Origin of the sequence: Actinomycetospora rhizophila, from assembly GCF_042657905.1 — a bacterium.
Classification (GTDB): domain Bacteria; phylum Actinomycetota; class Actinomycetes; order Mycobacteriales; family Pseudonocardiaceae; genus Actinomycetospora; species Actinomycetospora rhizophila.
Window position 1 is genome coordinate 80080 of sequence record NZ_JBHSKG010000010.1, and the last position, 24123, is coordinate 104202.

At 75.7% G+C, this 24123-nt stretch carries 21 protein-coding genes and 1 pseudogene; 6 read left to right on the forward strand and 16 right to left on the reverse strand.

The genetic code is table 11. The features are described from left to right. Nucleotides 1–70: 70 nt before the first annotated feature. Entirely contained in the window at nucleotides 71–910 is an 840-nt protein-coding gene (gene trmD / locus ACFPK1_RS18980) for a tRNA (guanosine(37)-N1)-methyltransferase TrmD (RefSeq protein WP_378022498.1), read from the reverse strand. A gap of 57 nt (nucleotides 911–967) precedes the next feature. Here trmD and ACFPK1_RS18985 point away from each other — a divergent pair, with 57 nt between their 5' ends. After that, nucleotides 968–1696: an MgtC/SapB family protein gene (locus ACFPK1_RS18985; protein ID WP_378022499.1), complete on the forward strand. Its 729-nt coding sequence runs from the start codon at nucleotides 968–970 to the stop codon at nucleotides 1694–1696. A gap of 3 nt (nucleotides 1697–1699) precedes the next feature. On the opposite strand, the gene ACFPK1_RS18990 is transcribed toward ACFPK1_RS18985, so the two are convergent. The 5 genes and pseudogenes from ACFPK1_RS18990 to ACFPK1_RS19010 all read right to left on the reverse strand — a co-directional run bounded on the left by ACFPK1_RS18990 (nucleotide 1700) and on the right by ACFPK1_RS19010 (nucleotide 5647). Beyond that, entirely contained in the window at nucleotides 1700–3607 is a 1908-nt protein-coding gene (locus ACFPK1_RS18990) for an ABC transporter ATP-binding protein (RefSeq protein ID WP_378022500.1), read from the reverse strand. A gap of 5 nt (nucleotides 3608–3612) precedes the next feature. Next, a complete protein-coding gene (rimM, locus tag ACFPK1_RS18995; protein ID WP_378022501.1) occupies nucleotides 3613–4155 on the reverse strand; it encodes a ribosome maturation factor RimM in 543 nt (180 codons plus the stop codon). A gap of 1 nt (nucleotide 4156) precedes the next feature. Further along, the gene (locus ACFPK1_RS19000) at nucleotides 4157–4396 is read right to left on the reverse strand and encodes an RNA-binding protein (RefSeq protein WP_133824910.1); all 240 of its coding nucleotides are present in this window, start codon (nucleotides 4394–4396) and stop codon (nucleotides 4157–4159) included. A gap of 20 nt (nucleotides 4397–4416) precedes the next feature. After that, nucleotides 4417–4749 (reverse strand): annotated as a pseudogene (gene rpsP, locus ACFPK1_RS19005) (30S ribosomal protein S16); the annotation flags it as partial. Between the two features lie 136 nt (nucleotides 4750–4885). Next, a complete protein-coding gene (locus tag ACFPK1_RS19010) occupies nucleotides 4886–5647 on the reverse strand; it encodes a LamB/YcsF family protein (protein ID WP_378022502.1) in 762 nt (253 codons plus the stop codon). A gap of 63 nt (nucleotides 5648–5710) precedes the next feature. On the opposite strand from ACFPK1_RS19010, the gene ACFPK1_RS19015 reads away from it, so the two are divergent. Then, nucleotides 5711–7144 (forward strand): MFS transporter, encoded by a 1434-nt coding sequence (locus ACFPK1_RS19015; RefSeq protein ID WP_378022503.1) that lies wholly within the window; start codon nucleotides 5711–5713, stop codon nucleotides 7142–7144. Between the two features lies 1 nt (nucleotide 7145). Here ACFPK1_RS19015 and ACFPK1_RS19020 read toward each other — a convergent pair whose 3' ends face one another. After that, the gene (locus ACFPK1_RS19020) at nucleotides 7146–8246 is read right to left on the reverse strand and encodes an amidohydrolase family protein (RefSeq protein WP_378022504.1); all 1101 of its coding nucleotides are present in this window, start codon (nucleotides 8244–8246) and stop codon (nucleotides 7146–7148) included. Between the two features lie 37 nt (nucleotides 8247–8283). Here ACFPK1_RS19020 and ACFPK1_RS19025 point away from each other — a divergent pair, with 37 nt between their 5' ends. Then, nucleotides 8284–8700, forward strand: a complete 417-nt coding sequence (locus ACFPK1_RS19025) for an MmcQ/YjbR family DNA-binding protein (RefSeq protein WP_378022505.1) — start codon at nucleotides 8284–8286, stop codon at nucleotides 8698–8700. Here the strand turns inward: ACFPK1_RS19025 and ffh are convergent, their stop codons facing one another. From ffh to smc, 8 genes are all read right to left on the reverse strand, one after another. Beyond that, entirely contained in the window at nucleotides 8701–10320 is a 1620-nt protein-coding gene (gene ffh / locus ACFPK1_RS19030; RefSeq protein ID WP_378022506.1) for a signal recognition particle protein, read from the reverse strand. It abuts the gene before it with no gap. Nucleotides 10321–10414: 94 nt separating this feature from the next. Beyond that, entirely contained in the window at nucleotides 10415–12871 is a 2457-nt protein-coding gene (locus ACFPK1_RS19035) for a [protein-PII] uridylyltransferase (protein WP_378022507.1), read from the reverse strand. Nucleotides 12872–12957: 86 nt separating this feature from the next. Then, complete coding sequence (locus ACFPK1_RS19040) at nucleotides 12958–13296, reverse strand: P-II family nitrogen regulator (RefSeq protein WP_133824904.1); 339 nt, start codon at nucleotides 13294–13296, stop codon at nucleotides 12958–12960. Between the two features lie 5 nt (nucleotides 13297–13301). After that, nucleotides 13302–14597, reverse strand: a complete 1296-nt coding sequence (locus ACFPK1_RS19045; protein WP_378022508.1) for an ammonium transporter — start codon at nucleotides 14595–14597, stop codon at nucleotides 13302–13304. 193 nt (nucleotides 14598–14790) lie between these two features. After that, complete coding sequence (locus ACFPK1_RS19050; RefSeq protein ID WP_378022509.1) at nucleotides 14791–15189, reverse strand: VOC family protein; 399 nt, start codon at nucleotides 15187–15189, stop codon at nucleotides 14791–14793. 31 nt (nucleotides 15190–15220) lie between these two features. Continuing rightward, entirely contained in the window at nucleotides 15221–16906 is a 1686-nt protein-coding gene (gene ftsY / locus ACFPK1_RS19055) for a signal recognition particle-docking protein FtsY (protein WP_417281743.1), read from the reverse strand. Between the two features lie 211 nt (nucleotides 16907–17117). Further along, nucleotides 17118–17639, reverse strand: coding sequence for a hypothetical protein (locus ACFPK1_RS19060; RefSeq protein ID WP_378022510.1), 522 nt, complete (start codon nucleotides 17637–17639; stop codon nucleotides 17118–17120). A 228-nt stretch (nucleotides 17640–17867) separates the two neighbouring features. Continuing rightward, nucleotides 17868–21593 carry a chromosome segregation protein SMC gene (gene smc, locus ACFPK1_RS19065; protein ID WP_378022511.1) on the reverse strand — a complete coding sequence of 1242 codons (3726 nt, stop codon included), beginning with the start codon at nucleotides 21591–21593 and terminating at the stop codon, nucleotides 17868–17870. 251 nt (nucleotides 21594–21844) lie between these two features. Between smc and ACFPK1_RS19070 the strand changes: the two genes are divergently transcribed. The 3 genes from ACFPK1_RS19070 (at nucleotide 21845) to ACFPK1_RS19080 (ending at nucleotide 23491) form a co-directional block, all read left to right on the forward strand. Further along, nucleotides 21845–22669, forward strand: coding sequence for a glycoside hydrolase family 16 protein (locus ACFPK1_RS19070; RefSeq protein ID WP_378022512.1), 825 nt, complete (start codon nucleotides 21845–21847; stop codon nucleotides 22667–22669). 92 nt (nucleotides 22670–22761) lie between these two features. Then, nucleotides 22762–23211 (forward strand): SRPBCC family protein, encoded by a 450-nt coding sequence (locus tag ACFPK1_RS19075; protein ID WP_378022513.1) that lies wholly within the window; start codon nucleotides 22762–22764, stop codon nucleotides 23209–23211. Between the two features lie 67 nt (nucleotides 23212–23278). Beyond that, on the forward strand, nucleotides 23279–23491 hold the full coding sequence (locus ACFPK1_RS19080) for a hypothetical protein (RefSeq protein WP_378022514.1): 213 nt from the start codon (nucleotides 23279–23281) through the stop codon (nucleotides 23489–23491). A 20-nt stretch (nucleotides 23492–23511) separates the two neighbouring features. Here the strand turns inward: ACFPK1_RS19080 and ACFPK1_RS19085 are convergent, their stop codons facing one another. Then, entirely contained in the window at nucleotides 23512–24057 is a 546-nt protein-coding gene (locus ACFPK1_RS19085) for a response regulator transcription factor (protein WP_378022515.1), read from the reverse strand. Between the last annotated feature and the right edge of the window lie 66 nt (nucleotides 24058–24123).

Consider the following 24123-nt stretch of genomic DNA (forward strand, 5'->3'; position numbering starts at 1 on the left):
GGTGCCAGGGCCCGCACGCGGGTGACCTGGGCTGCCGAGGAGAAGCGGTTCTCGGGCGGCGGGACGGCGCTCAGCGACCCTGATCGGGTCGTCCGCCGTCCGCGGCAACCTCCCCAGTCTGCCATGCCGCCGGTCGGCTCCCGTGGGCCGGGTCGTACCCGCACCCCGCGAGCACCTCGCGGTCGCGGGCGTCGAACGCCGCGGCGCCGTGCCGGGCGACGAGCGCGTCGAGCAGGTCGGGGCGCACGGCGGCGGTGCGCTCGAGCGAGCGGTCGCGGCGCCACCGGTCGACGGCGGCGTGGTTGCCGCCGCGCAGGACGTCGGGGACGTCGAGGTCGCGCCATCGCTCGGGCCGTGTGTAGGCCGGTGCCTCGAGCAACCCGTCGGAGAAGCTGTCCAGCTCCGCCGACGCCGGGTTCCCCAGCACGCCCGGGACCAGCCGGGACACGGCCTCGACGACGACCAGGGCGGCGACCTCCCCGCCGGCGAGCACGTAGTCGCCGAGCGAGACCTCCTCGACGGGCATCCGGCGCGCGGCGTCGGAGAGCACGCGGGCGTCGATGCCCTCGTAGCGCCCGCAGGCGAGCACCAGCCACGGCTCGGACGCCCAGCCCGCGGCCCGGCGCTGGGTCAGCGGCGCACCGGCCGGGGTCGGCACGAGCAGGCGGGGCACGCCCACCCCGGAACCGGTGACCTCGTCGAGGGCCGCCCCCCACACCGGCGCGGTCATGAGCATCCCGGGGCCGCCGCCGTAGGGCGAGTCGTCGACCGCCTTGTGCACGCCCGACGCCCACCGGCGCAGGTCGTGCACCCGCACGTCGAGCAGGCCGGCGCGCCGGGCCCGGCCGACGAGGGCCTCGTCGAGCGGGGCGAGGTAGCCCGGGAAGATCGTGACGACGTCGATGCGCATCGGGGACGATCCTGCCGCGAGCCACGCGCGACGTCGCACGCGGAGGAGGTGGCGAGGGTGGAGCAGTTCGTGTCCTACCCGCAGGAGTGGCGCCTGCTCGCGCCGCTGGCGCTGGCGGTGGTCCTGTGCACGCTCATCGGCCTCGAGCGCGAGCTCGCCGCCAAGAGCGCGGGCCTGCGGACGCACACGCTGGTCGGGGTGGGCTCGGCGGCGTTCATGCTGATCTCGAAGTACGGCTTCAACGACCTGCTGTCCTCCCCCGACATCACGCTGGACCCGTCGCGGGTGGCCGCGCAGATCGTCTCGGGCATCGGGTTCATCGGCGGCGGCCTGATCTTCGTCCGGCGCGACGCGGTCCGCGGGCTCACCACGGCGGCGACGGTCTGGACGGCGGCCGCGGTGGGCACGGCGTGCGGCGCCGGCCTGCCGCTGCTCGCGATCGGCGGGACGGTCGTCCACTACCTCGTGACCCGGGGCTACCGGCCGCTCGCGCGCCTGGTCACCCGCACCTCGGGCGCCCCGCGCGACCTGCACCTCTCCTACACCGACGGCCGCGGGGTGCTGCGCCGCGTCCTGTCGATCTGCACCGAGCGCGGGTTCGCCGTGGCCGGGATGCACGTCGACCGGGAGGACGCGACCGACGGCGTCGCCGGCACCGAGGGCACCACGCACGTCGCGACGGTGACCCTCTCGCTGGCCGGGCGCGGGTCGCTCGCGCCGCTCTCGGGCGAGCTCTCCGAGCTGCCCGGCGTCCTCGCGGTCGGTGTGCCGGCCGAGGAGGAGTAGGCCTCACCCGGCATCGGCGTACGCGCGGCCCTGCAGCGCGAACAGCTCGCGGTAGAGCCCACCGGCGGCCATGAGCTCGTCGTGGGTGCCCTGCGCGGTGATCCGGCCGCCCTCGAGCACGACGATCCGGTCGGCCGTGCGGACGTTCGCCAGCCGGTGGGTCACGAGCACGGTGATCCGGTCGCCGCCGGCGGAGAGCTCGCGCAGCGAGGCGAAGACTGCGTGCTCGGCGCGGGCGTCGAGGGCGGCGGTGGGCTCGTCGGCCACCACCAGCGCGGCGTCGCGGTAGAGCCCGCGCGCCACCGCCATCCGCTGCCACTGGCCGCCGGAGAGGTCCCGCCCGCCCTGGAAGGCGCGGGAGAGCACGGTGGCGCGCCCGCGGGGCAGGTCGTCGACGACCTCCGCCGCGCCCGAGCGCCCGAGGGCGTCGAGGTAGGCCGCCTCCGCGGGGTCGTCGCGGTCGAGGCGCCCGATGCGGACGTTGTCGTCGGCGCGCAGGGGCCACGGCACCGGCGCCTGCGCGACGAGCGCGACGTGCTCGAGGGCGGCCGCGGAGTCGGTCTCACGCAGGTCGCGCCCGTTCCACCGCACCCCGCCGCCGGTGGGCAGGTAGAGCCCGACGAGCAGCTTCGCCAGCGTCGACTTCCCCGACCCGTTCTCCCCCACCAGCGCCACCACCTCGCCGCGGCGCAGCGTGAGCGCGACGTCGGCCAGCGCGGGTTCCTGCTGGCCCGGGTAGTGGAACGTCACGCCGTCGAGCTCGACGACCTCGGGCGGGCCCGGCGGCGGCCCCGCCGGGACCCGCCGCCGGGCGCGGGCGTCCTGCACGCACCGCGTGTACAGCTCGACGAACAGCCCCGCCTCGAACAGCAGGTTGGCGCCGTACACCGCGGTCTGCACCGCGCTCGACGCCGCGCGCATCGCCACCACCGCCGTGCCCGCCAGCGGCAGCGCGAGCCCGCCGGTGTAGACCAGCAGCCCGACCGCGACGTAACCCAGCGCGGTGGCGACGCCGGAGGCCGCACGCCCGACGGTGACCAGCGCGTTGCGCCGCTGCTCGACCCGGATGCCCTCGCGGGAGAGCTCGACCGCGAGGCGCTCGTGCTCGTCGGCGAGCACCCCGCCCACCGTGAACGCCCGCACCTCGGCGGCGTTGTCCCGGCGCGAGATGAGGTCGCCGACGACGGCCAGGCGGCGGGCCTGCGCGATCGTGCGCAGCGTCGAGGCGAACATCAGCCGCACCCCGGAGACGGCGGCCCACGCCTGCGGCAGCCCGGCGAGCAGCACGATGGGCGCGAGCAGGGGGTGCACGATCCCGGCGGCGACGACCGACGCGACCACCGCGACCGAGCCCGACACCAGGTCGCCGACGACGGTCGCGCCCATCCGGATCCGGGTGATCGCGTGCTCGGCCCGGTCGACGAGCGCGGTGAAGTCCGCGTCGTCGAAGGCGACGAGGTCGACGGCGACGAGCGCGGCGTAGAGGTCGGTCTGGACGCGGCGCTCGACGCGCGGCACCAGCTCGGCGGTGACCGCGCCGGCCGCGGCGTCGAGCAGCCCGCGCGCGGCCAGCGCCCCGACCACCACGGCGAGGGCGGGCAGGGCGGCGACGACGCGCGCCGGCGTGGGCCCCTCGGCGAGCAGCCGGCTGAACACGTCGGCGGTCGCCAGCAGCCCGAAGGCGGTGACGACGCCGGCGACCAGGTGCACGACGGCGGCGAGGACGGTCCAGCGCCGCGAGCCCTGCCACGCCCACCGGGTGAGGATCGCGACCGTCCGCGGCACCGATCGCGCGACCGCGAGCGGTCCGGCCTGCGCCGTGGCCTCGAGCCCGAGGGCCCAGGCCGGCGTCTCCAGCTCCTCGGCGCCGAACAAGGTCCGGCGCCCCGACTCCCCCGTGCTGTCCCCCACGCAGGTCAGTCTGCGGGGTCGAGCAGCCCTTCCGGCGGATCGAGGACGAGCCGCCCGCCGGCCACGTCGACCTCGGGGACGATCGCGGCGACGAAGGGCACGAGCAGCTCGCCGCCCTCGGTGCGAGCCACGGCGAGCAGTTCCCCGCCCGCGCCGTGCAGCACCGCGGTGACCGTGCCGACCGCGGTCCCGTCCGCGAGCACGACCGCGAGCCCCTCGAGCTGGTGGTCGTGGAACTCGTCGGGGTCCTCGGGCGCCTCGGCCAGCGCGGGCGCGGTGAGCTCGGCGGTGCGCAGGGCCTCGGCCGCGTCGCGGTCGCCGACCTCCTCGACGGTGACGAGCAGGCGGTCGCCGTGGCGGCGCGCGGCCCCGATCGTGACCTGCCGGAGAGCACGCGAGCCCCGCACCGTCAGCACCGTGCCCGGCGCGAACCGGGCTTCGACGTTGTCGGTGCGGGGCTCGACGACGAGCTCGCCGCGCAGGCCGTGGGCCTTGACGACCCGGCCGACGACGCGCTCGTCAGCCTGGTCGTGCGGCCCCGGGGTCACGTCAGCGGTCGGTGTCGACCACGTCGACACGCACGCCGCGACCACCGATGCCGCCCACGACGGTGCGCAGCGCGGTGGCCGTCCGGCCGTTGCGGCCGATCACCTTGCCGAGGTCGTCGGGGTGGACCCGCACCTCGAGGGTGCGGCCGCGGCGGTTGGTGACGAGGTCGACCGCCACCTCGTCGGGGTGGGCGACGATCCCGCGCACGAGGTGCTCGAGCGCCTCGGCGAGCTCGCTCACTCGGCGGAGCCGGAAACCTTGGCCAGCTCCTCGTTGAAGCGGGCCTGCTTGTCGACCTTCTCGGGCTGCGGCGCAAGCTTGCCCTCGGCACCCGGGAGGCCCTTGAACTTCTGCCAGTCGCCGGTGACCTTCAGCAGGCTGTGCACCGGCTCGGTGGGGATGGCGCCGACGCCCAACCAGTACTGCGCGCGCTCCGAGTTGATCTTGATGTCGCTCGGCTGGCTCTTGGGGTGGTACTCGCCGATCTGCTCGATGACGCGACCGTCACGGCGGTTCTTGGCGTCCGCGACCACGATGCGGTAGTGGGGCTCACGGATCTTGCCCATGCGGGCCAGCTTGATCTTGACAGCCACTGCTCGGAGTGCTCCTCGGTCGATGGTGCTCGGGGCCGCCCGGCCGGGAGGGATTCCCCGGGGACGGCGTGCCCGCTCGTGCGCTGCCACACCCGCCGGCAGCGGGGACGGCAACCAGGCGATTGTGCCAGACCCCCTACCGGGCGAACGGCGCGAGGGTGACCCCGGCGTCGCGCAGGGCCTCGGCGACGCGCCGGGCCGACGTCACCGCGTCCGGGGTGTCGCCGTGCAGGCAGAGCGAGGCCGCCTCGGTGGGGATCTCGGTGCCGTCGACCGCGACGACCACGCCGTCGGCGGCCAGGCGGCGGGCGCGCTCGACGACCGCGTCCGCGTCGGGCAGCAGCGCCCCGGGCTCGCGGCGGGGCACGAGGGTGCCCTCCGGGGTGTAGCCGCGGTCGCCGAAGGCCTCGGCGTAGGTCGTCAGGCCTGCCTCGGCGGCGTGGGCGAGGAACCGCGACCCGGGCAGGCCGAGCACCGGCAGGCCCGCCTGCTGCGCGGCCGCGACGACGGCCCGGGCCTGGGCGTCGTGGTGCACGACGGCGTTGTAGAGCGCGCCGTGGGGCTTGAGGTAGGCGACCTCCCCGCCCGCCGCGCGCGCGAACTCCCGCAGCGCGCCGACCTGGTAGAGCAGGTCGGCGGTGAGCTCGGCGGGATCGACGTCGACGAACCGCCGCCCGAAGCCCGCGAGGTCGCGGTAGGAGACCTGCGCCCCGACGGCCACGCCGCGTCCGACCGCCGCCGCGGTGACCCGCTGCATGGTCACCGGGTCGCCCGCGTGGAAGCCGCAGGCCACGTTCGCGGAGGTGATCACGTCGAGCAGCGCATCGTCGTCGGTCAGCGACCAGACCCCGAAGCCCTCGGCGAGGTCGGCGTTGAGGTCGAGGGTCGGGGTGCTCACATCGCCAGCCTAGGACGCTTCTCGCCTTGACCTGGAGCGCACTCGAGGGCGCAGGCTGTCAGGGTGAGTGATCCGCGGCCGTCCCCCGTCGGCACCGCCGAACAGGCCGTCGAGGAGCCCCCGGTCCGCGTCGGCCTGCTGCTGGGCGTGCTGCTCGTCGCGGTCGCCGTGGCCGTGCTCGCCAACAGCATGGTGCTGGTGCTGGTCCCCGAGATCGGCCGGGACTACGCCGCCTCGCCGGGCGGCCTGGCATGGGTGGTCACCGCGTTCTCGCTGAGCTTCGCGGTGGCCACGCCCCTCTACGGGCGGATCGCCGATGTCTTCGGCGTGCGCCGGGTGTTCGCGGCCGGGATCGCGATCTTCCTGGTCGGCTCGGTGCTCGCCGGGCTCGCCCCCACCATCGGGGTGCACCTGGTCGGGCGCGTGCTGCAGGGTCTCGGGAGCGCCGCGGTGCCCGCGCTCGGGTCGGTCGCGGTGGCGCGCTCGCTGCCGCCGGGACGCCGCGGGTTCGGGTTCGGCATCGTCGGCACCGGCGTCGGGGCCGGGCAGGCGCTGGGGCCGCCGCTCGCGGGCTTCGTCGCCGAGCTCGCCGGGTGGCGCTGGCCGTTCCTCGGCGCCGCCCTGCTCGTCGCCCCGCTGCTCGTCATCGCGCCGCGCGTGCTGCCCGACGGCCGGCAGAGCGCCGACCCCTCGTGGCGCCAGATCGACCTCGTCGGCGGCGTCCTGCTCGGCGGCGCCGTGGGCCTGGGGCTCTTCGGGCTCACGCGCGCCCAGCAGGTGGGGCTCGCGCCGTCGTCGTGGGGCGCCGGGCTCCTGGCCCTCGTGCTCGCGGCCGGGTTCGCGTGGCGCATCCGCAGCACGCCCCGCCCGTTCGTCCCGCCGTCCCTGCTCGCCCCCGGCCCGTTCCTCACCGCCGTCGCGGTCGGGTTCCTCGCGATGTTCTGCTATCTCGGCACGATCCTGCTGGTCCCCCTGCTCGTGGCCACCGTGAACGGGCTCGGCGTCGGGCACGTGGGGCTGGTGCTGCTGCCCGGCGCGCTCGCCGTCGCCGCGCTCTCGTCGCCCGCGGGCCGGCTCTCCGACCGCCTCGGCCCGCGCCGGCTCGTCGGGATCGGGCTGACGCTGCTGCTCGCGGCCGTCGCGACCCTCTCGACCGCGGCCGGCGGGTCGGCGCTGCTGCTGTCCGCGGTGACCTTCGCCGTCGGCCTCGCCCTCGCCTCGATCACCTCGCCGCTGATCAACGCCGTCGCCGCCGCGGTGCCCTCCGAGCACGCCGGGGTCGGCCTCGGCATCTACCAGGGCGCGTTCTTCCTCGGCGGCGGGACGGGCGCGGCGGTGCTGGGCACCGTGCTCGCCGCCCGGACCGCGGGCGGCAGCGGCTCGTGGAACCCGCTGCACGACGGCCCGGGGGCGCCGTTCTCCGATGCGCTGCTGGTGATCGCCGTCGTGCTCGTGGCCGCGATCGCGCTGTCCCGGCGGCTGCCCGCCCGGACCTAGGTCAGACCTGGATCAACGCCGTCCCGGCCCGCAGCACCAGCGACGGCGCGCGCAGGGTGTCGGTGGTGACGCGGGGGTCCTCGGTGGTGACGACCAGGTCGGCCGGCGCGCCGTCCTCGAGCCCCGGCCGGCCGAGCCACGCCCGCGCGTCGCCGCAGGCCGCGGCGAAAGCGCGCGCGGGCCCGAGCCCGATCCCGGCCAGCGCGGCGACCTCGTCGACGATCCGCCCGTGCTCGATGCCGCCGCCGGCGTCGGTGCCCGCGAACACCGGGATGCCCGCCTCGATCGCGGCGGCGATCGTGCGGGGCGCGCGGGCGTAGAGCTCGCGCATGTGGGCGCCGTAGCGGGGGAACTTGTCACCGGCCGCGTCGGCGAACGACGGGAAGTTCTCGACGTTGATCACGGTCGGGACCAGCACGGTCCCGCGCTCGACCATCATCGCGATCGTGTCGTCGGTCAGGCCGGTGCCGTGCTCGATGCCGTCGATGCCCGCGCCGATCAGCCCGGGCAGCGCGTCCTCGCCGAACACGTGGGCGGTGACCCGCGCGCCCTCCGCGTGGGCGGCGTCGATGGCCGCGCGCAGCACGTCGTCGGGCCACAGGGGCGCGAGGTCGCCCGCGTCGCGCTCGATCCAGTCGCCGACGAGCTTCACCCACGGGTTGGCGCGCGCGGTCTCGGCGACCGCGGCCGGCAGGTCGTCGGGCTCGAGGTCGATCGGCAGCCCGCGGATGTAGCGCTTGGGGCGGGCGAGGTGGCGCCCGGCGCGGACGATCTCGGGCATCCGCGGGTCGTCGTCGAGCGGGCGGGTGTCGACGGGGCTGCCGCAGTCGCGCACCAGCAGCGCGCCCGCGGCCGCGTCGACGTGGCCCTGCTCGCGGGCCTCCTCGAGCTCGACCGCGCCGTCGGGGCCGATGCCGACGTGGCAGTGCGCGTCGACCAGGCCCGGGAGGATCCACCCGCCGTCGGCGACCGTCTCGGCGCCGGGCACCGGGTCGAGGCTGATCCGCCCCTCCTCGGTGACCCACAGCTCGCCGACGCGCTCCCCCTCCGCGGTGCCGTCGAGCAGGACGCCGCGCAGGTGCAGGGCCGAGGGGTTCGCCATGGCCGGAGCGTAACCAGCCGGGCCCTACGCTTCTCCCGTGAACCCCGCCCGCTCCCCGGCCCGCGTCGAGGACGTCCACGCCCTTGCCGCCGGGATGCCGCACGTCACCGCGGTCGAGGGGCCGAAGGGCAACACGGTCTACCAGGTCGGCGGGAAGTCGTTCGTGTTCTTCCGGACGCCGCGGCCGGACGCCCGCGACCCGGAGACCGGCGAGAGGTACACCGACGTGATCATGTTCTGGGTGGAGTCCGAGGAGGACAAGGACGCCCTCGTGCGCGACCCGTCCACGCCGTTCTTCACCACGCCGCACTTCGACGGGCACCTCTCGGTGCTCCTGCGTGCGGCCCACCTCGAGCGGATCTCCCGCGACGAGCTCGCCGAGATCGTGCAGGACGCCTGGCTGTCGCGGGCCTCGCAGCGTCGCCGGGAAAGGTGGCTGGCCGGGCGGGCCTGACTACTTGCGCTTCTTCTTGTTGCCCTTCTTGCCGCCGCCGTTGCCGCGCCCGCCGCCCCCGCCGGCGTTGCCGGGGAAGCTCAGCGCGGAGGGGTCGAAGCCCGCGGGCAGCTCGTTCATGCCCGCGAGCGCCGGCGGGAGCTGGTTGAGGCCCGGGGTCTGGTAGCTGCCGACCGAGCGCTCGCCGCGGTCCTGCCCGGCGCTCTCCTGGGCGATGCCCGCGATCGCCGGCATCTGCTTGGGGCCCTTGCGGACGTTCTTCGCGGCCTTCGCCGCCTGGCGCTTGCCCTTGCGCCCGCCGCCCATGCCCGGCAGGCCGAACTGGCCCGCCATGTTCTTCATCATCTTGCGGGCCTCGAAGAACCGCTCGACGAGCTGGTTGACGTCGGTGACGCCGACGCCCGACCCGTTGGCGATGCGCAGCCGCCGCGACCCGTTGATGATCTTCGGGTCGGCGCGCTCGGCCGGCGTCATGCCGCGGATGATCGCCTGGACGCGGTCGAGGTGCTTCTCGTCGAGCCCGGCGAGCTGGTCCTTCATCTGGTTCGCGCCGGGCAGCATCCCCAGCACGTTCGCGATCGGGCCCATCTTGCGCACGGCCATCATCTGCTCGAGGAAGTCCTCGAGCGTCAGCTCGCCGGTGCCCATCTTGGCCGCGGCGGCCTCGGCCTGGCCCTCCTCGAAGGCCTGCTCGGCCTGCTCGATGAGGGTGAGGACGTCGCCCATGCCCAGGATGCGCGAGGCCATCCGGTCGGGGTGGAAGACGTCGAACTCGTCGAGCTTCTCGCCGTTGGAGGCGAAGAGGATCGGCTCGCCGGTGACCTCGCGGACCGACAGCGCCGCACCGCCGCGGGCGTCGCCGTCGAGCTTGGTGAGCACCACGCCGGAGAAGCCGACGCCGTCGCGGAACGCCTCGGCGGTGACGACGGCGTCCTGCCCGACCATGGCGTCGAGGACGAACAGCGTCTCGTCGGGCGTCACCGCGTCGCGGATGTCCGCGGCCTGGCGCATCAGCTCCTCGTCGACGCCGAGGCGGCCGGCGGTGTCGACGACGAGCACGTCGTACTGGCGGCTGCGCGCGTCGGCGACGGCGCGGCGGGCCACGTCGACCGGGTCGCCGACGCCGTTGCCGGGCTCGGGGGCGAAGACCTCGACCCCGGCGCGCTCGCCGACGATCTGGAGCTGGTTGACGGCGTTGGGGCGCTGCAGGTCGCAGGCCGCGAGCATCGGGGTGTGGCCCTGGCTCTTGAGCCAGAACGCGAGCTTGCCGGCCAGCGTCGTCTTGCCGGAGCCCTGGAGGCCGGCGAGCATGATCACCGTCGGCGGCTGCTTGGCGAAGCGCAGCCGGCGGGTCTCGCCGCCGAGGATGCCGACGAGCTCCTCGTTGACGATCTTGACGACCTGCTGTGCCGGGTTCAGCGCCTCGGAGACCTCGACGCCGCGCGCCCGCTCCTTGACCTGCTTGACGAACCCGCGCACCACGGGCAGGGCGACGTCGGCCTCGAGCAGCGCGATGCGGATCTCGCGGCACGTCGTGTCGATGTCGGTCTCGGAGAGCCGACCCTTGCCGCGCAGGTCGGACAGGACCGACGTGAGACGGTCGGACAGGGCGTCGAACACGGCGCTCGCACTCCTCGATGTGTCGCTGGCGGCGCAAACGGGCCCCGGCACGACTTCACCGCGGGCGAACCACCAGCCTAACGGTCGCGCCCGGTCACGCCGTCGAGGACCGCTCGGGCGCCGCGAGACCGCTGGTGGCCGCGGCCAGCACGACCTCCTCGACCCGCTGCCGGCGCTCGGGGTCGATGACCTCGTGCTCGGCGGTCTCCAGGCAGAACGCGTCGAGCACCGAGCTGCCCAGCGTCGAGACCCGCGCCCACCGCACGTCGAGCCCCTCGGCCTCGAGCGCGGCCGCGACGCGGTGCAGCAGCCCGATCCGGTCGCCGGTGCGCAGCTCGAGCACCACGGCGCCGGTGGCCTCGTCGTCGAACCACAGCACGCGACTCGGCGCCGGGGCCGGTCCCGGGCGGTCGTAGTCGCGCTCCTTGGCCTCGAGGCGCGCGGGCAGGTCGAGCGAGCCGCGCAGCACCCGCACGAGGTCCTCGCGGATCAGCGAGGCCTCGGGCAGGCGCCCGAACCGCGGCGACACGGTGAACGCGTCGACGGCGACGCCGTCGTGCTCGCCGAGGTCGGCGGTGTGCACCTGCAGCGAGTGCAGCGCCAGCACCCCGGCCGCGCGGGAGAGCAGGCCGGGCCGGTCGGGGGCGGCCACGGTCATCGTGATGGTGGTCAGCTCGCCGTCACCGGCGACCGACACCTCGGGGCGCCCGCTGGCGGCCACGGTCACCGCGAGCTCCAGGGCCTCCGGCGACAGCGCGGTCGGGCCGGGGGTCGGCTCGCCGGCCATCACCACGCGGCAGCGCCGCACGAGGTCGCCCATCAGGGTCGCGCGCCACGGCGTCCACACCCCGGGCCCGGTGCCGAGCGAGTCGGCCTCGGCGAGGGCGTGCAGCAGCTCCAGCAGCACCGGGTCGGCGCCGAGCGTCTCGACGACGCGCTCCACGGTCGCCGGGTCCTCCGGGTCGCGCCGCGAGGCGGTGTGGGGCAGCAGCAGGTGGTGGCGCACCATCGCCGCCAGCGTGCCGACGTCGGCGGGCCAGAGCCCCAGCCGCCGGCCCAGGTGCTCGGCGAGGCGCTCGCCGACCACCGAGTGGTCCTCGTCGCGGCCCTTCCCGATGTCGTGCACGAGCGCGCCGAGCAGCAGCAGGTCGGGCCGCGAGACCCGGGTCGTCAGCTCCGCGGCGCGGCGGGTGACCTCGACGAGGTGGCGGTCGACGGTCCAGACGTGCTGGCGGTCGCGCGGGGGCAGGTCGCGCACCGCGCCCCACTCGGGGAACAGCCGGCCCCACAGCCCCGTGCGGTCGAGCGCCTCGATGACGTCGACCATGCCCTCGCCCGACCCGAGCAGCGCCAGCAGCTCGGACAGCGCCGCCCGGGGCCACGGCTCGCGCAGCTCGGGGGCCGCCTCGGCGAGGCGGTGCAGGGTGCTCGCGGCGATCGGCAGCCGGGTGCGCGCCGCCGTCGCGGCGAGGCGCAGGACGAGCGCCGGGTCGCGCGAGACCTGGGCGTCGCGGGCGAGGACCACCTCGCCCGCGTGCTCGACCACGCCGTCGTCGAGCGGACGGCGCGCCGGCGCGCGGCGCAGCGCGGCCAGCCCCCGGCGCGGCAGGGCGGCGCGCGCCGAGCGCAGCGCGGTGTCGGTGGCGAACACGACCGTGCGCGCGGCACCGGACAGGGCCCGGGCGAGGTCGAAGCGGTCGGTGACGCCGAGCTCGCCCGCGGCGGCGGCGACCACCTCGTGGGCGTCCTCGGCCTGCATGACGTCGCGGGCCCGCCCGGCGCGGCGGTGCAGCTCCACGCGCAGGTCGATCATGAGCCGGCGGGCGTCCTGGACGTCGACGGTCGGGCGGTCGACCAGCTGCGCCGCGGCCAGCGCGTCGAGCAGCTGGATGTCGCGCAGGCCGCCGTGCCCGTTCTTGAGGTCGGGCTCGATGCGGTGGGCGACCTCGCCGGCGCGCGACCACCGCTGCTGCGTGCCCTCGACGAGGTCGTCGAAGCGCCCGCGGATGCCCGCGCGCCACGCCTGGCGGGCGGTGGCGGCGAGACGCTCGGCGAGCTCCGGGTCGCCGGCGAGGTAGCGGACCTCGAGCAGGCCCAGGGCGACGCGCAGGTCGGTGGTGGCGACCTCGACGGCCTCGCCGACGGTGCGCACCGAGTGGTCCAGCCCGATCCCCGCGTCCCACAGGGGGTACCAGAGCGCGTCCGCGACCTGCGAGATCTGCTCGCGGCCACCGCGGCGGCCGTCGTGGACCAGCACGAGGTCGAGGTCCGAGTACGGCGCGAGCTCGCGGCGGCCCAGCGCGCCGACCGCGACGAGCGCCGAGCCCTCCCCGACGCCGACCGCGGCGGCGCGCGACGAGAGCCAGAAGTCGTGCAGCTCGACCAGCGCCTCGCGCAGCGCGGCCGGACCGAGCCGGCGCGCCCCCGGCGGCGGGTCGAGCAGCGCGGCGCGGGCGCGGACGAGGTCGACCGCGTCACCGTTCGTCGTCCCGCGCTCGTCGTCGAGGCTCGACGGTCCCCCGCCGTTCCGGTGCGCATCCGCCACGGCCATCCGCCGCGTCCCCTCTCCGGTGGTGCCGTCAGGACGACGACGCCGGGTCCCACCGATCGGGGGACCCGGCGCCGTCGTGTGCCGAACTACAGGGCGTCGGCCCCGCGCTCGCCGGTGCGCACGCGCACCACGGTCTCGACCGGGGTCACCCAGACCTTCCCGTCACCGATCTTGCCGGTGCGGGCGGTCTCGGCGATCGCGTCGACGACCTTCTCCGCGGCGGTGTCGTCGGTGACGACCTCGATGCGGACCTTCGGCACGAAGTCCACGGAGTACTCCGCACCCCGGTAGACCTCGGTGTGGCCCTTCTGGCGGCCGTAGCCCTGGACCTCGCTGACGGTCATGCCCAGGACCCCGAGCTGCTCGAGGGCGCCCTTGACGTCCTCCAGCACGAACGGCTTGATGATCGCCGTCACCATCTTCATCTCGCTCAGCCCTCCTTGCCTGCGGTCGCGGTGACCTGCGTCGGAGCGGACAGCGTCGAGTGCGAGGACCCGAGTCCGCCACCCCCGCTGCGCAGGCTCGAGAAGTCGTAGCCCGACTCGGCGTGCTCACCCTCGTCGATGCCCGCGGCCTCGCTGTCGTCCTCCACCCGCAGACCCATGATGGCCTTGACGACGAAGGCGATGATGGCCGTGACGACGCCGCTGTAAGCGATGACCGCGAGGGCCGCGATCGCCTGGATGCCGAGCTGGCCCCAGCCGCCGCCGTAGAACACGCCGGACACCTCGGACGGGGAGCCGTCCCAGGCGAAGAAGCCGATCAGCAGGGTGCCGACCAGACCACCGACGAGGTGGACGCCGACCACGTCGAACGAGTCGTCGAAGCCCAGGCGGTACTTCAGGCCGACGCCGTACGCGCAGGCGATGCCGGCGATGAAGCCGATGGCCATGGCGCCCAGCGGGGTGACCGCGGCGCAGGCCGGCGTGATGGCGACGAGGCCGGCGACGATGCCCGAGGCGGCACCCAGCGAGGTGGCCTTGCCGTCACGGATCTGCTCGATGATCAGCCAACCGCAGATCGCGGTGCAGGTGGCGACGACGGTGTTGAGGAACGCGTAGGCGGCGGAGTAGTTCGCGACCGCGGCGGAACCGGCGTTGAACCCGAACCAGCCGAACCACAGCAGGCCGGCGCCGAGCATGACCATCGTCAGGTTGTGCGGGCGCATGGCCTCACGCGGCCAGCCGCGGCGCCGCCCGAGCACGATGCAGAGCACGAGCGCGGCGGTACCGGCGTTGATGTGGACCGCCGTGCCACCCGCGAAGTCGACCGCGCCGATGCCGTTGGCGATCCAGCCGGCGTCGAGGTCGAAGACCCAGTGGGCGATCGGGAAGTACACGAGCGTCGCCCAGAGGATGGAGAACACCATCCACGAGTTGAACTTCATGCGGTCCGCGGCGGCACCGGCGATCAGGCCCACCGTGAGGATCGCGAACATGGCCTGGAAGGCCACGAAGGCGATGTCGGGCAGCCCGTCGGTCTGCACCGTCTCGGACAGCAGGCTCGAGAGCATGAAGTACTGGCCCGGGTTGCCGAGCAGGCCACCGCCGACGTCGTCACCGAACGACATCGAGTAGCCGAAGATGACCCACAGCACGCCCACCGTGGCGAAGGTGCTGAACACCATCATCATCATGTTGAGGACGCTCTTCGAGCGTGCCTGGCCGCCGTAGAACAGCGCCAGGCCCGGCGTCATGAGCAGGACCAGCGCCGTGCTGGTCAACATCCAGGCGATCGTTCCGCTGTCGAGTTCCACGGCCAGCAGCTTCCCTTCTCGCTACCACTGTTTTCGGAGAGCGAGAATGCGCAGGCCGTGTTTCCGATGGGAGCGCGGTGCGTTTCGTGGCAGTTAACAGCCCGACCACGCATGTCACCATCATGTTTCGTGGTCGGCGTTACCGGACGCGGTGAGACGTGGGTCATGACGGTGCGCGATCACCGGCCGCGCGATCGGTGGAGCGCACGAGGCAGAAGGGGTTGCCGTCGGGGTCGAGGAAGACCCGGAAGGTCGTCCCCGGCTGGTGGGCCGTCTTCGTCGCGCCGGCCGCGATCACGGCCGCCTCGCCCGCGTCGAGGTCGTCGACCTCCACGTCGAGGTGGAACTGCAGCGCCCCGTCCTCGGGCCACGCCGGCGCCCGCCTCGCCGGGGCGAGCTGGAAGGCCAGCGTCGGACCGCCGCCCCCGTCGAGCTCGATCCAGTCGTCGTCGGTGGCGGACTCGTCGATCGGGAGCCCGACGAGCGCCGCGTAGAACTCGGCGAGCGCCCGCGGGCGCGGGGTGTCGATGGCGGTCAGCTGCAGGCGGGCGATGCCGGTCATGTCCCGCAGGCTAGGGCGGGACCCCGACACGTCACTTCAGGAGCGCGTCCACGAACGCCCCGGGCTCGAACGGCGCGAGGTCGTCCGGGCCCTCGCCGAGCCCGACGAGCTTCACCGGCACGCCCAGCTCGCGCTGCACCTGGAAGACGATGCCGCCCTTGGCGGTGCCGTCCAGCTTGGTGAGCACGACGCCGGTGACGTCGACGACCTCGCTGAACACCCGGGCCTGGGTCAGCCCGTTCTGGCCGGTGGTGGCGTCGAGGACCAGGAGGACCTCGTCGACCTCGGCCTGGCGCTCCACGACCCGCTTGACCTTGCCGAGCTCGTCCATCAGGCCGGTCTTGGTGTGCAGGCGCCCGGCGGTGTCGAGCAGGACGGCGTCGACGCCGGACTCGGTGCCGCGCCTGACGGCGTCGAACGCGACGCTGGCGGGGTCGGCGCCCTCCTTGCCGCGCACCGTCTCGGCGCCGGCGCGCTCGCCCCACGTCGCGAGCTGCTCGGCGGCGGCGGCGCGGAAGGTGTCGGCGGCGCCGAGGAGCACGACGAAGCCGTCGGCGACCAGGACGCGGGCGAGCTTGCCGGTGGTCGTGGTCTTGCCGGTGCCGTTGACGCCGGCGACCAGCACCACCGCGGGGCGCCCGTCGTGCGCGAGCGCGCGCACCGAGCGCTCCATGTCGGGCCCGAGCGACTCCACGAGCACCTCGCGCAGCAGCTCGCGCGCCTGGTCGGCGGTGCGCACGCCGCGGGAGGCGATGCGCTCGCGCAGCTTGCTGACGATCTCCTGGGTGGTCGCCGAGCCGAGGTCGGCCAGCAGGAGGGTGTCCTCGACCTCCTCCCACGAGTCCTCGTCGAGGTCGCCGGCGCCGAGCAGGCCCAGCAGGCCCTGGCCGAGCGTCGACCGCGAGCGCCCCAGCCGTCCGCGCAGGCGCTCGAGGCGGCCTTCGGCGGACGGGATCTCCTCGGGCGGCGCGGCGGGCGCCACGGTCGTGCCCGTGGACGGGGCGACGGTCTCGGTGGTGGTCTCGGGGGACGGCTCGGTGGTGGTCTCGGTGGTGGTCGCCGTCGCGGCTGGGGTCTCCGGGGTCTCCGGGGTCTCCGGGGCCTCCGGTGCGGGCGTCTCGCGCGGGGCCGTCTCCGGCTCGGCGGCCTCCGGGGGCGCCGTGGCCTGGGGGCCCGCCTCGACGTCCGGGACGGCGAGCGTCCCGGGGCCGGTGGCGGCGGTGTCGGGCTCCGGCTCCGGCTCGGGCTCCGGCTCGGCGGGGGCGGCCGGCGCGGCCGCGGGGGGCGCCTCGGCGGCGCCGGGCGGGGCGGTGCCCTGGGGGCCGCCGGTCTCGGGGCGGGCGGCGGGCTCGCTGGGCTCGGGCCGCGGCTCGGGTTCGGGCTTCGGTTCGGGCTGCGGTTCGGGGCGCGGTTCGGGGCGCGGCGGTGTGAGCGTGGAGGGGCCGCTGCCCGCGCTGAAGCTGAACCCGCCGCCGGCCTGGTAGGAGCCCTTCGTCGGCTTGGTCTCCTCCTGCTCCTCCTCGGCGAGCGAGACCTGCCGGCGCCGGCGCAGGTAGAGCCCGACGCCCAGGACGATGAGCAGGACGACGATCACCGCGACCACCACGATCGTGGCGATCAGACCGGTCGACAGCGTGCCCGCCGCGGCCGGGGCGGCGAGCGCCACCGCGTCGGCGGTCGGGTCGAGCGGGGAGGTCAGCGACGAGCTCAGTGACACAAGTCCAGTGTCCCAGCCGGGCACGGTGACGGCGCGCGGCCGGTCGCCCGGTGCCCGAGATGCGCATGATCGCCCCAGGTGCTCCGCCGACCCGATGTCACCGGGTGCACGGAGCAGCCGGAGCGATCACGCCCTCCGAGCCGAGATCAGGAGCGCACCGTCCACCCCGCGGACGCCGACGCGGGCACCACGACGCCCCGGATCTCGCGCGTCACCCCACGAGCGCGACGAGGGCCGCGGCGAGCAGCCCCAGCCCCGCGAGCACGGCCACGCCGGCCAGGGCCAGGAGCGCGGCGCACAGGGCGAACCCGGCGGTGCGCTGGCGCGAGGGTCCCGGCGAGCCGGCGAGCCGGGGCAGGGCGGGCGCGCGGTAGAAGACCTCGACGGTGTGGCCCGCGGCCACCGGCACCGCGTCGGCGACGTGGCCCCACGCGCGGCGCCCGGCGCGGCCGTGCTCGACCTCGATCTCCACGAGGTGCCGGCCGGCGGGCAGGTCGATCGGGGTGCGGCCCCAGGCGAAGCGCCACGGGAGCCCGTCGACGCTGACCGCGACCCGGCGCGCCCCGAGGTGCGGGGACAGCCGGCAGTACGAGCAGTCGATCACCAGGCGCCCGGGGGCGAGCTCGACGGCCGCCAGGGGGTCCGGGACCGACGGCCGGACGACCGTGCGCAGCTTCACCAGCGGGCCCGAGGGCGTCCCGGTGCCGGGGCGGGCGTGCCGGCCGGAGCGCACGGGGCCGCTCGGCGGCGCGGAGACACGGTCCGCGGGGGCGGCGTGGGCCGGTCCGGACCTCGGTCCCGATCGCACCGCCGTCATGTCCGCCCCCCGGTCAGCTCGCAGCGCTCTCACCAGCACGGTAGAGGCGCCGGTCGCGAGCCGGGAGGCCACGACAGCGTCGTCCTCGCCCCCCGATCCGGGCTGCCGGTGATACTCAGCGCAACATAACAGCACGCAGAGTGATCACGACGGGGTGGTCCCGGCATACGGTCCGGGCGCATCCGCGCCGCGCAGGCGTTGCGAGATGACCGCCGTGATCCCGTCCCCCCGCATGCTCACGCCGTAGAGCGCGTCCGCGATCTCCATCGTGGGCTTCTGGTGCGTGATGATCACGAGCTGCGAGTTGCGGCGGAGCTCGGCGAGCAGGCCGATGAGGCGCCGGAGGTTGGCGTCGTCGAGGGCCGCCTCGACCTCGTCCATGACGTAGAACGGCGAGGGGCGCGCCCGGAAGATCGCGACGAGCATCGCCACGGCCGTCAGCGACTTCTCGCCGCCGGAGAGCAGCGAGAGCCGCTTGACCTTCTTGCCCGGCGGCCGGGCCTCGACCTCGACGCCGGTGGCCAGCAGGTCGTCGGGGTCGGTGAGCACGAGCCGGCCGTCGCCGCCGGGGAACAGCACGGGGAACACCGCCTCGAACTCCCGCGCGACGTCGGCGAAGGCCGTGGCGAAGACCTCGAGGATCGTGGCGTCGACCTGCGAGACCACCTCGAGGAGGTCCTTGCGGCTGTTCTTGACGTCCTCGAGCTGGGTGGACAGGAAGCGGTAGCGCTCCTCCAGCGCGGCGTACTCCTCGAGGGCCAGCGGGTTGACCTTGCCGAGCTGGCCCAGCTCCTTCTCCGCGCGGGTCGCCCGGCGCTGCTGGGTGGCGCGGTCGAACGGCTCGGGCGGGGGCATGACGACCTGCTCGCCGCGCTCGCGGGCCGCCTCCACCTCGGCGACCTCGCCCGCCGGCGGCGGGATCGGGACGTCGGGGCCGTACTCGGTGACGAGGTCCTCCAGCCCGATCCCGAAGCGCTCGCCGATGCCCGCCTCCATCTGCTGCAGGCGCGTGCGCTGCTCGGCGCGGACGACCTCGTCGCGGTGCACGGCGTCGGTGAGGCGCTCGAGGCCCGCCTGCAGCTCCCGCTGGCGCTCGCGGGCGGTCTCGAGCTCACCGGCGCGGGCGGTGCGCACGGCGGCGGCCGCGTCGCGGGCCTCGGCGGCCCGGGCGAGCGAGGACTGCAGGCGCGCCAGCGCGTCCTGGCCGTGGCGGACGGCGGCCTCGGTGAGCTCGGCGACGCGGGCCCGCTCGCGCGCCCGCTCCTGGGCGCGCGCCCGGGCCTCGCGCTCGCCCTCGGCCCGCCGGCGCAGGCCCTCGGCGAGCCCGGCGACGTCGCGCAGGCGTTCCTCGGCGGTGCGCAGGGCCAGGCGGGCGTCGACCTCCGCGGCGCGGGCGGCGGTCAGCGCCGCCGACGCCTGGTCACGCGCCGCCGCCTGGTCGTCGGCGTCGGAGCCGGCCGCCCCGCCGTCCAGGTCGGCGGCCTCGTCCTGGGCCATCGCCAGGCGCTCGGTGAGCTCGTCGAGCTCGTCGCGGCGCTCGTCGCGGATGCGCTCGACGGAGGCGCGCCGCTCGGTGAGCCGCTGGGCCTCCGCCTCGGCGGCCCGCACCGTCTCGGAGAGGCGGCCGTGGCGGCGGGCCGCGTCGGCGCGTGCGGCGTCGTCGGCGGCCCGGCGGGCGTCGGCGGCGCGGCGGGCCTCGGCGTCGGCGCGGCGCCGGTCGTCGCGGACCTGGCGGGCGACACCGACCTCCGCGCGTACGGCCGACTCCGCCTCGCGGGCGGCCTCGAGCGCGGTGCCGGCCTCGCGGACGTGGCGCTCGGCGGCGGCGAGCCGGTCGCCCGCCTCGTCGGCGGCGGCCTGCATCTCGAGCAGGCTCTGGTTGCCCGACGGGCCCCCGGCCGCCCAGTCGGCGCCGAGCAGGTCACCGCCGCGGGTGACCGCGCGCAGGTGCGGGTGGTCGCGCACCACCGCGCGGGCGGCGGCACGGTCGTCGACCACGACGATGCCGGCCAGGACGCGGGCGACGGCGCCGGCCAGCTCGTCGGGGGCGCGCACCAGGTCGACCGCCCAGCGGCTGCCCTCCGGCGGCGGACCCGACGACGCCGGGGCATCGACACCCCCGCCGACCAGCAGGCCGGCCCGCCCACCCTCGGTGTCGTGGAGCCGGTCGAGCGCGTCGGCGGCCGCCTCCGGGCCGCGCACCGCCACCGCGTCCGCGGCCGGGCCGAGCGCGGCGGTGACGGCGTCCTCGTCGCCCGCGCCGACCCGCAGCAGCGCCGCCACCGAGCCGAGCACCCCGGGCACCGGGTCGGCGGCGGCGAGCAGGGCCCCCGCACCGTCGCGGCGCGTCAGGCCCAGGGCGAGCGCGTCGGTGCGCGCCTTCCAGTGGGCGCGGTCGCGCTCGGCGTCGCGGTGGGCCGCGCCCGCGGTGTCGACGGCGGCCCGCGCGATCTCGTGGCGCTCGACGGCCGCGTCGAGCGCGGCCTCGGGGTCAGGGCCGTCCTCATCGGGCACCGCTGCAGGCTCGACCGCGGGCTCGACGGAGGGCTCCGGCCCCGTCTCCTCCTCCACCGCGGCCAGCTCCTCGCGCGCGACGGCCGCCCGCTCGTGCGCCTCGTGCAGCGAGCTCGCGATCTGCTCGAGCTCCTCGGTGGAGGACGCCAGGCGCCCGCGCAGCGTCTCGACCTGGCCGGCGAGCTTGGCCACGCCCTCGCGCCGGTCGGCGGCGGCGCGCGTGGCCGCGGCGAGGCGGCGTTCGGCGGTGGTGAGCGCGTCCTCGGCCCGCTCGCGGCCCTCGGCGTGCGCCTCGAGGGTGGCGCGGGCCTCGGCGACCTCGGCGTCGAGCGTCGCCTCGTGCTCGGCGGCCTCGCCCGCGCGGCGCTCGAGCTCGTCGGGGTCGGGGCCGGTGGGGGCGTCCTCGGCGGCGGCGACGTGGCGGTGGCGCTCGGCGGCGAGCGCGACCGTGCCGCGCAGGCGCTCCTGCATCGCCGAGAGCCGGAACCAGCCCTCCTGCGCGCGGGTGTGCGCGGGCGTCGCGGCCTCGACCGCCGCCTCGAGCGCGGTGACCTGCTCGCCGACCTCGGCCAGGGCGCGCTCGGTCTCGTCGCGGCGGCGGCGCGCGGCGTCCTCGTCGGCCTGCTCGCGCTCGATCTGCCCGCGCAGGCCGACCAGGTCGTCGGCGGCGAGGCGCAGGCGGGCGTCGCGCAGGTCGGCCTGGATGGTCTGGGCCCGGCGGGCGATCTCGGCCTGGCGCCCGAGGGGCTTGAGCTGGCGGCGCAGCTCGGTGGTGAGGTCGGACAGCCGCGTGAGGTTGGCCTGCATCGCCTCGAGCTTGCGCAGCGCCTTCTCCTTGCGCTTGCGGTGCTTGAGGACCCCCGCGGCCTCCTCGATGAACGCCCGGCGCTCCTCGGGCCGCGACTGCAGGATCGCGTCGAGCTGGCCCTGGCCGACGAGCACGTGCAGCTCGCGGCCGATGCCCGAGTCCGACAGCAGCTCCTGGACGTCGAGCAGCCGGCAGCTGCTCCCGTTGATCTCGTACTCGCCCGCGCCGGAGCGGAACACCCGCCGGGTGATCGACACCTCGGCGTACTCGATCGGCAGCGCGCCGTCGGCGTTGTCGATGGTCAGCGTGACCTCGGCGCGGCCCAGCGGGGCGCGCCCCGAGGTGCCGGCGAAGATGACGTCCTCCATCTTGCCGCCGCGCAGGGCCTTGGCCCCCTGCTCGCCCAGCACCCAGCTGATGGCGTCGACGACGTTGGACTTGCCCGAACCGTTGGGTCCGACCACGCAGGTGATGCCCGGCTCGAAGCGCAGCGTCGTGGACGAGGCGAAGGACTTGAAGCCCTTCAGCGTGAGGCTCTTCAGGTGCACGCCCGGTCCTCCTCCCCCCGCCCGGGTGTCGTGGACGCTACGCGAGGGCCCCGACGTCGGGCCCGGAGCCCCGCTTCGCCACGCGCGTGCCGGAGCCCGACGTCCCGCTCCACGTCGTTCTCACAGGAACTGCCCGGGGAGTGGCACCCGCGTGGCTCGTCCTTGCCGTGCCCATCCCCGCCCCGCACAGTGTCACTGCGCTCCAGGACCTCGACACCTCCCCTGACCTTCCCTCCCAGGGACGCCGACTGATGACAAGCCATCGGGCTCTCGCCCTGATCGGCACGGCCGTCACGACCGCCGCGCTGATCGCCGGGTGCGGCACGGCGCCGTCCACCCCCGGCCCCACCTCCGGCGGGCCGGTCCTCTCGCTCGACGCCACCACCGGCGACACCACCGCGGCGGCGGTCAACCAGTGGGGTGCTCCCGGCCCGGGCTCCGACGACTTCACCGACGGCGGCGTCGACCCCACCCGATGGGACGTGTACGACGGCGACGGCCACGCCGGCAACGGCACGCGCAGCCCCGACGCGGTCGCCGTCCGCAATGGCGTGCTCACCATCACCGGCGACGCCGAGGGCACCACCGGCGGCGTCGCCAACCGCACCGCCCAGCAGTACGGCCGATGGGAGGTCCGCATGCGCGCCGCACCCCGGCCCGGAGCGAGCGACGGCGACCCCTACCACCCCGTCCTGCTGCTCTGGCCGGCGAACGCCGGTGGCTCGGTCAAGCCCGGCGGCACCGGCGGAGAGATCGACTTCGCGGAGACCGACGTGGGCAGCGGCCAGGTCAGCACGTTCCTCCACCCCCCGACCAGCGACGCCGACCGGAAGGCCTTCCGGCAACCCGTGGACCTCTCCCAGTGGCACAACTACGCGGTCGAGTGGACCCCGACCCGCATCGCGGGATGGATCGACGGCCAGCAGTGGTACGACGTGACCGACCCCGTCGTGCAGCCGGGCGGACCGATGACCCCGTGTGTGCAGCTCGACGCCAACACGCCGAGCGGGCTGCAGCCCGCCGTCATGGAGACCGACTGGATCCACATCTATCCACCACCGCCGGGGCCCGACTGACACGTCGCCGCACAGGTCATGGGGGTCGGTCGGGTGCTCCGGCCGCCCGAACCCGTCCGTTTCGGGTCAGGACGAGACGTCAACCCGACAATATGGCAACCGCAACGCACTACCTCGAGGTCAACGCCCCGGCCGCGCAGTGCTACCAGTGGTGGCGGCCGCTGACCCACCTGCCGCAGATCATGGACGACGTGAAGTCGGTGGAGCCGAAGAACGGTCAGGCCGACGTCACGCACTGGGTGGTCGAGGGCCCGCTGGGCAAGGACATCGAGTGGGACGCCAAGATCATCGACGAGGAGCGCGACCGGAAGATCGCGTGGAAGTCGCTCGAGCAGAGCAACAACCACGTCGAGACCGGCGGCGCGGTGCGCTTCGACCCGCACGGTGACTCCACCGGTGTCGAGGTCAGCCTCCACGTGCAGACGCCGGGCGGCGCCGCGGGCGACGTCGTCGCGAAGCTCTTCGCCGACCCGCAGAAGAAGATCGAGAAGGCGCTCGAGGAGTTCAAGCAGCTCATGGAGCACTCCTCGCAGAACGTCTGAGCACTCCGCTCGTCGCCCGGGCCCCGCACCCTCGCGGTGCGGGGCCCGACGTGTCTACGCTCGAGGGGTGACCGAGCCGGGATACACCGAGGACGGCGTGCCCACGTTCGAGCACGTCCGCGAGACCATCGAGCGCCGCTCCGCGACCGCGGCGGGGTACGAGGAGCTCGTCGCCGACAGCCCCGCGGGCCGGGAGCGCGCCGAGCGGGAGGCCGACCACGAGGCCGCCGCCCACGACAAGCTCGAGGAGATCCGCCGCTCCCTCCACCGCGACGGCTGAACCGCGCGGCGAGGGACAGCTCAGGCGGGCGGTACGGCCAGGCGCAGGGCGGCCGACGTCCGGTCGTGCACGCCGAGGGCGGCGTAGGCGTTCTCCAGGTGCTTGCCGACGGTGCGGCGGCTGATGCCGAGCTCGTGCGCGATCGCCGCGTCGGTCGCCCCCCGGGCCACCCGCGCCACCACCGCCTGCTCACGGGCGGTCAGCGGCCGCGCCGGCGGGCCGTACGCGGCGCGCCAGAGCGCGTCGGCGAGGTGGGGCCGCACGAGGTGGAGCAGGGCGACGTCGCGGTCGGTGAAGTCGCGGTCGGCGCGGCTCAGGGCGACGCTGGCCTCCGCGCCCCGGCGCCGGACGGCGAGGACGGCCCGGGGCCGCGCCCCCGCACCGTCGACCGCGTCCGGCGGCCAGCACATCGGGCGCCCGTCGAAGCCCGTCGCGGCGAGGGTGGCGCCGCCGACGAGCGCGGCGAGGCCGGGCCACACGGCGCGGTCGAGGTCGGCGCACGTGCGCACGGCGGCGCTCGCGGCGGCGAGGTCGAGGGCCGCGGTCAGGACACGCTCGGCGGTCATTGGGCACCACTCCGGTGAGCGGGTCACCGAGTGTCGCGCGACTCGTCGTCGACCGGGAGCCGTCAT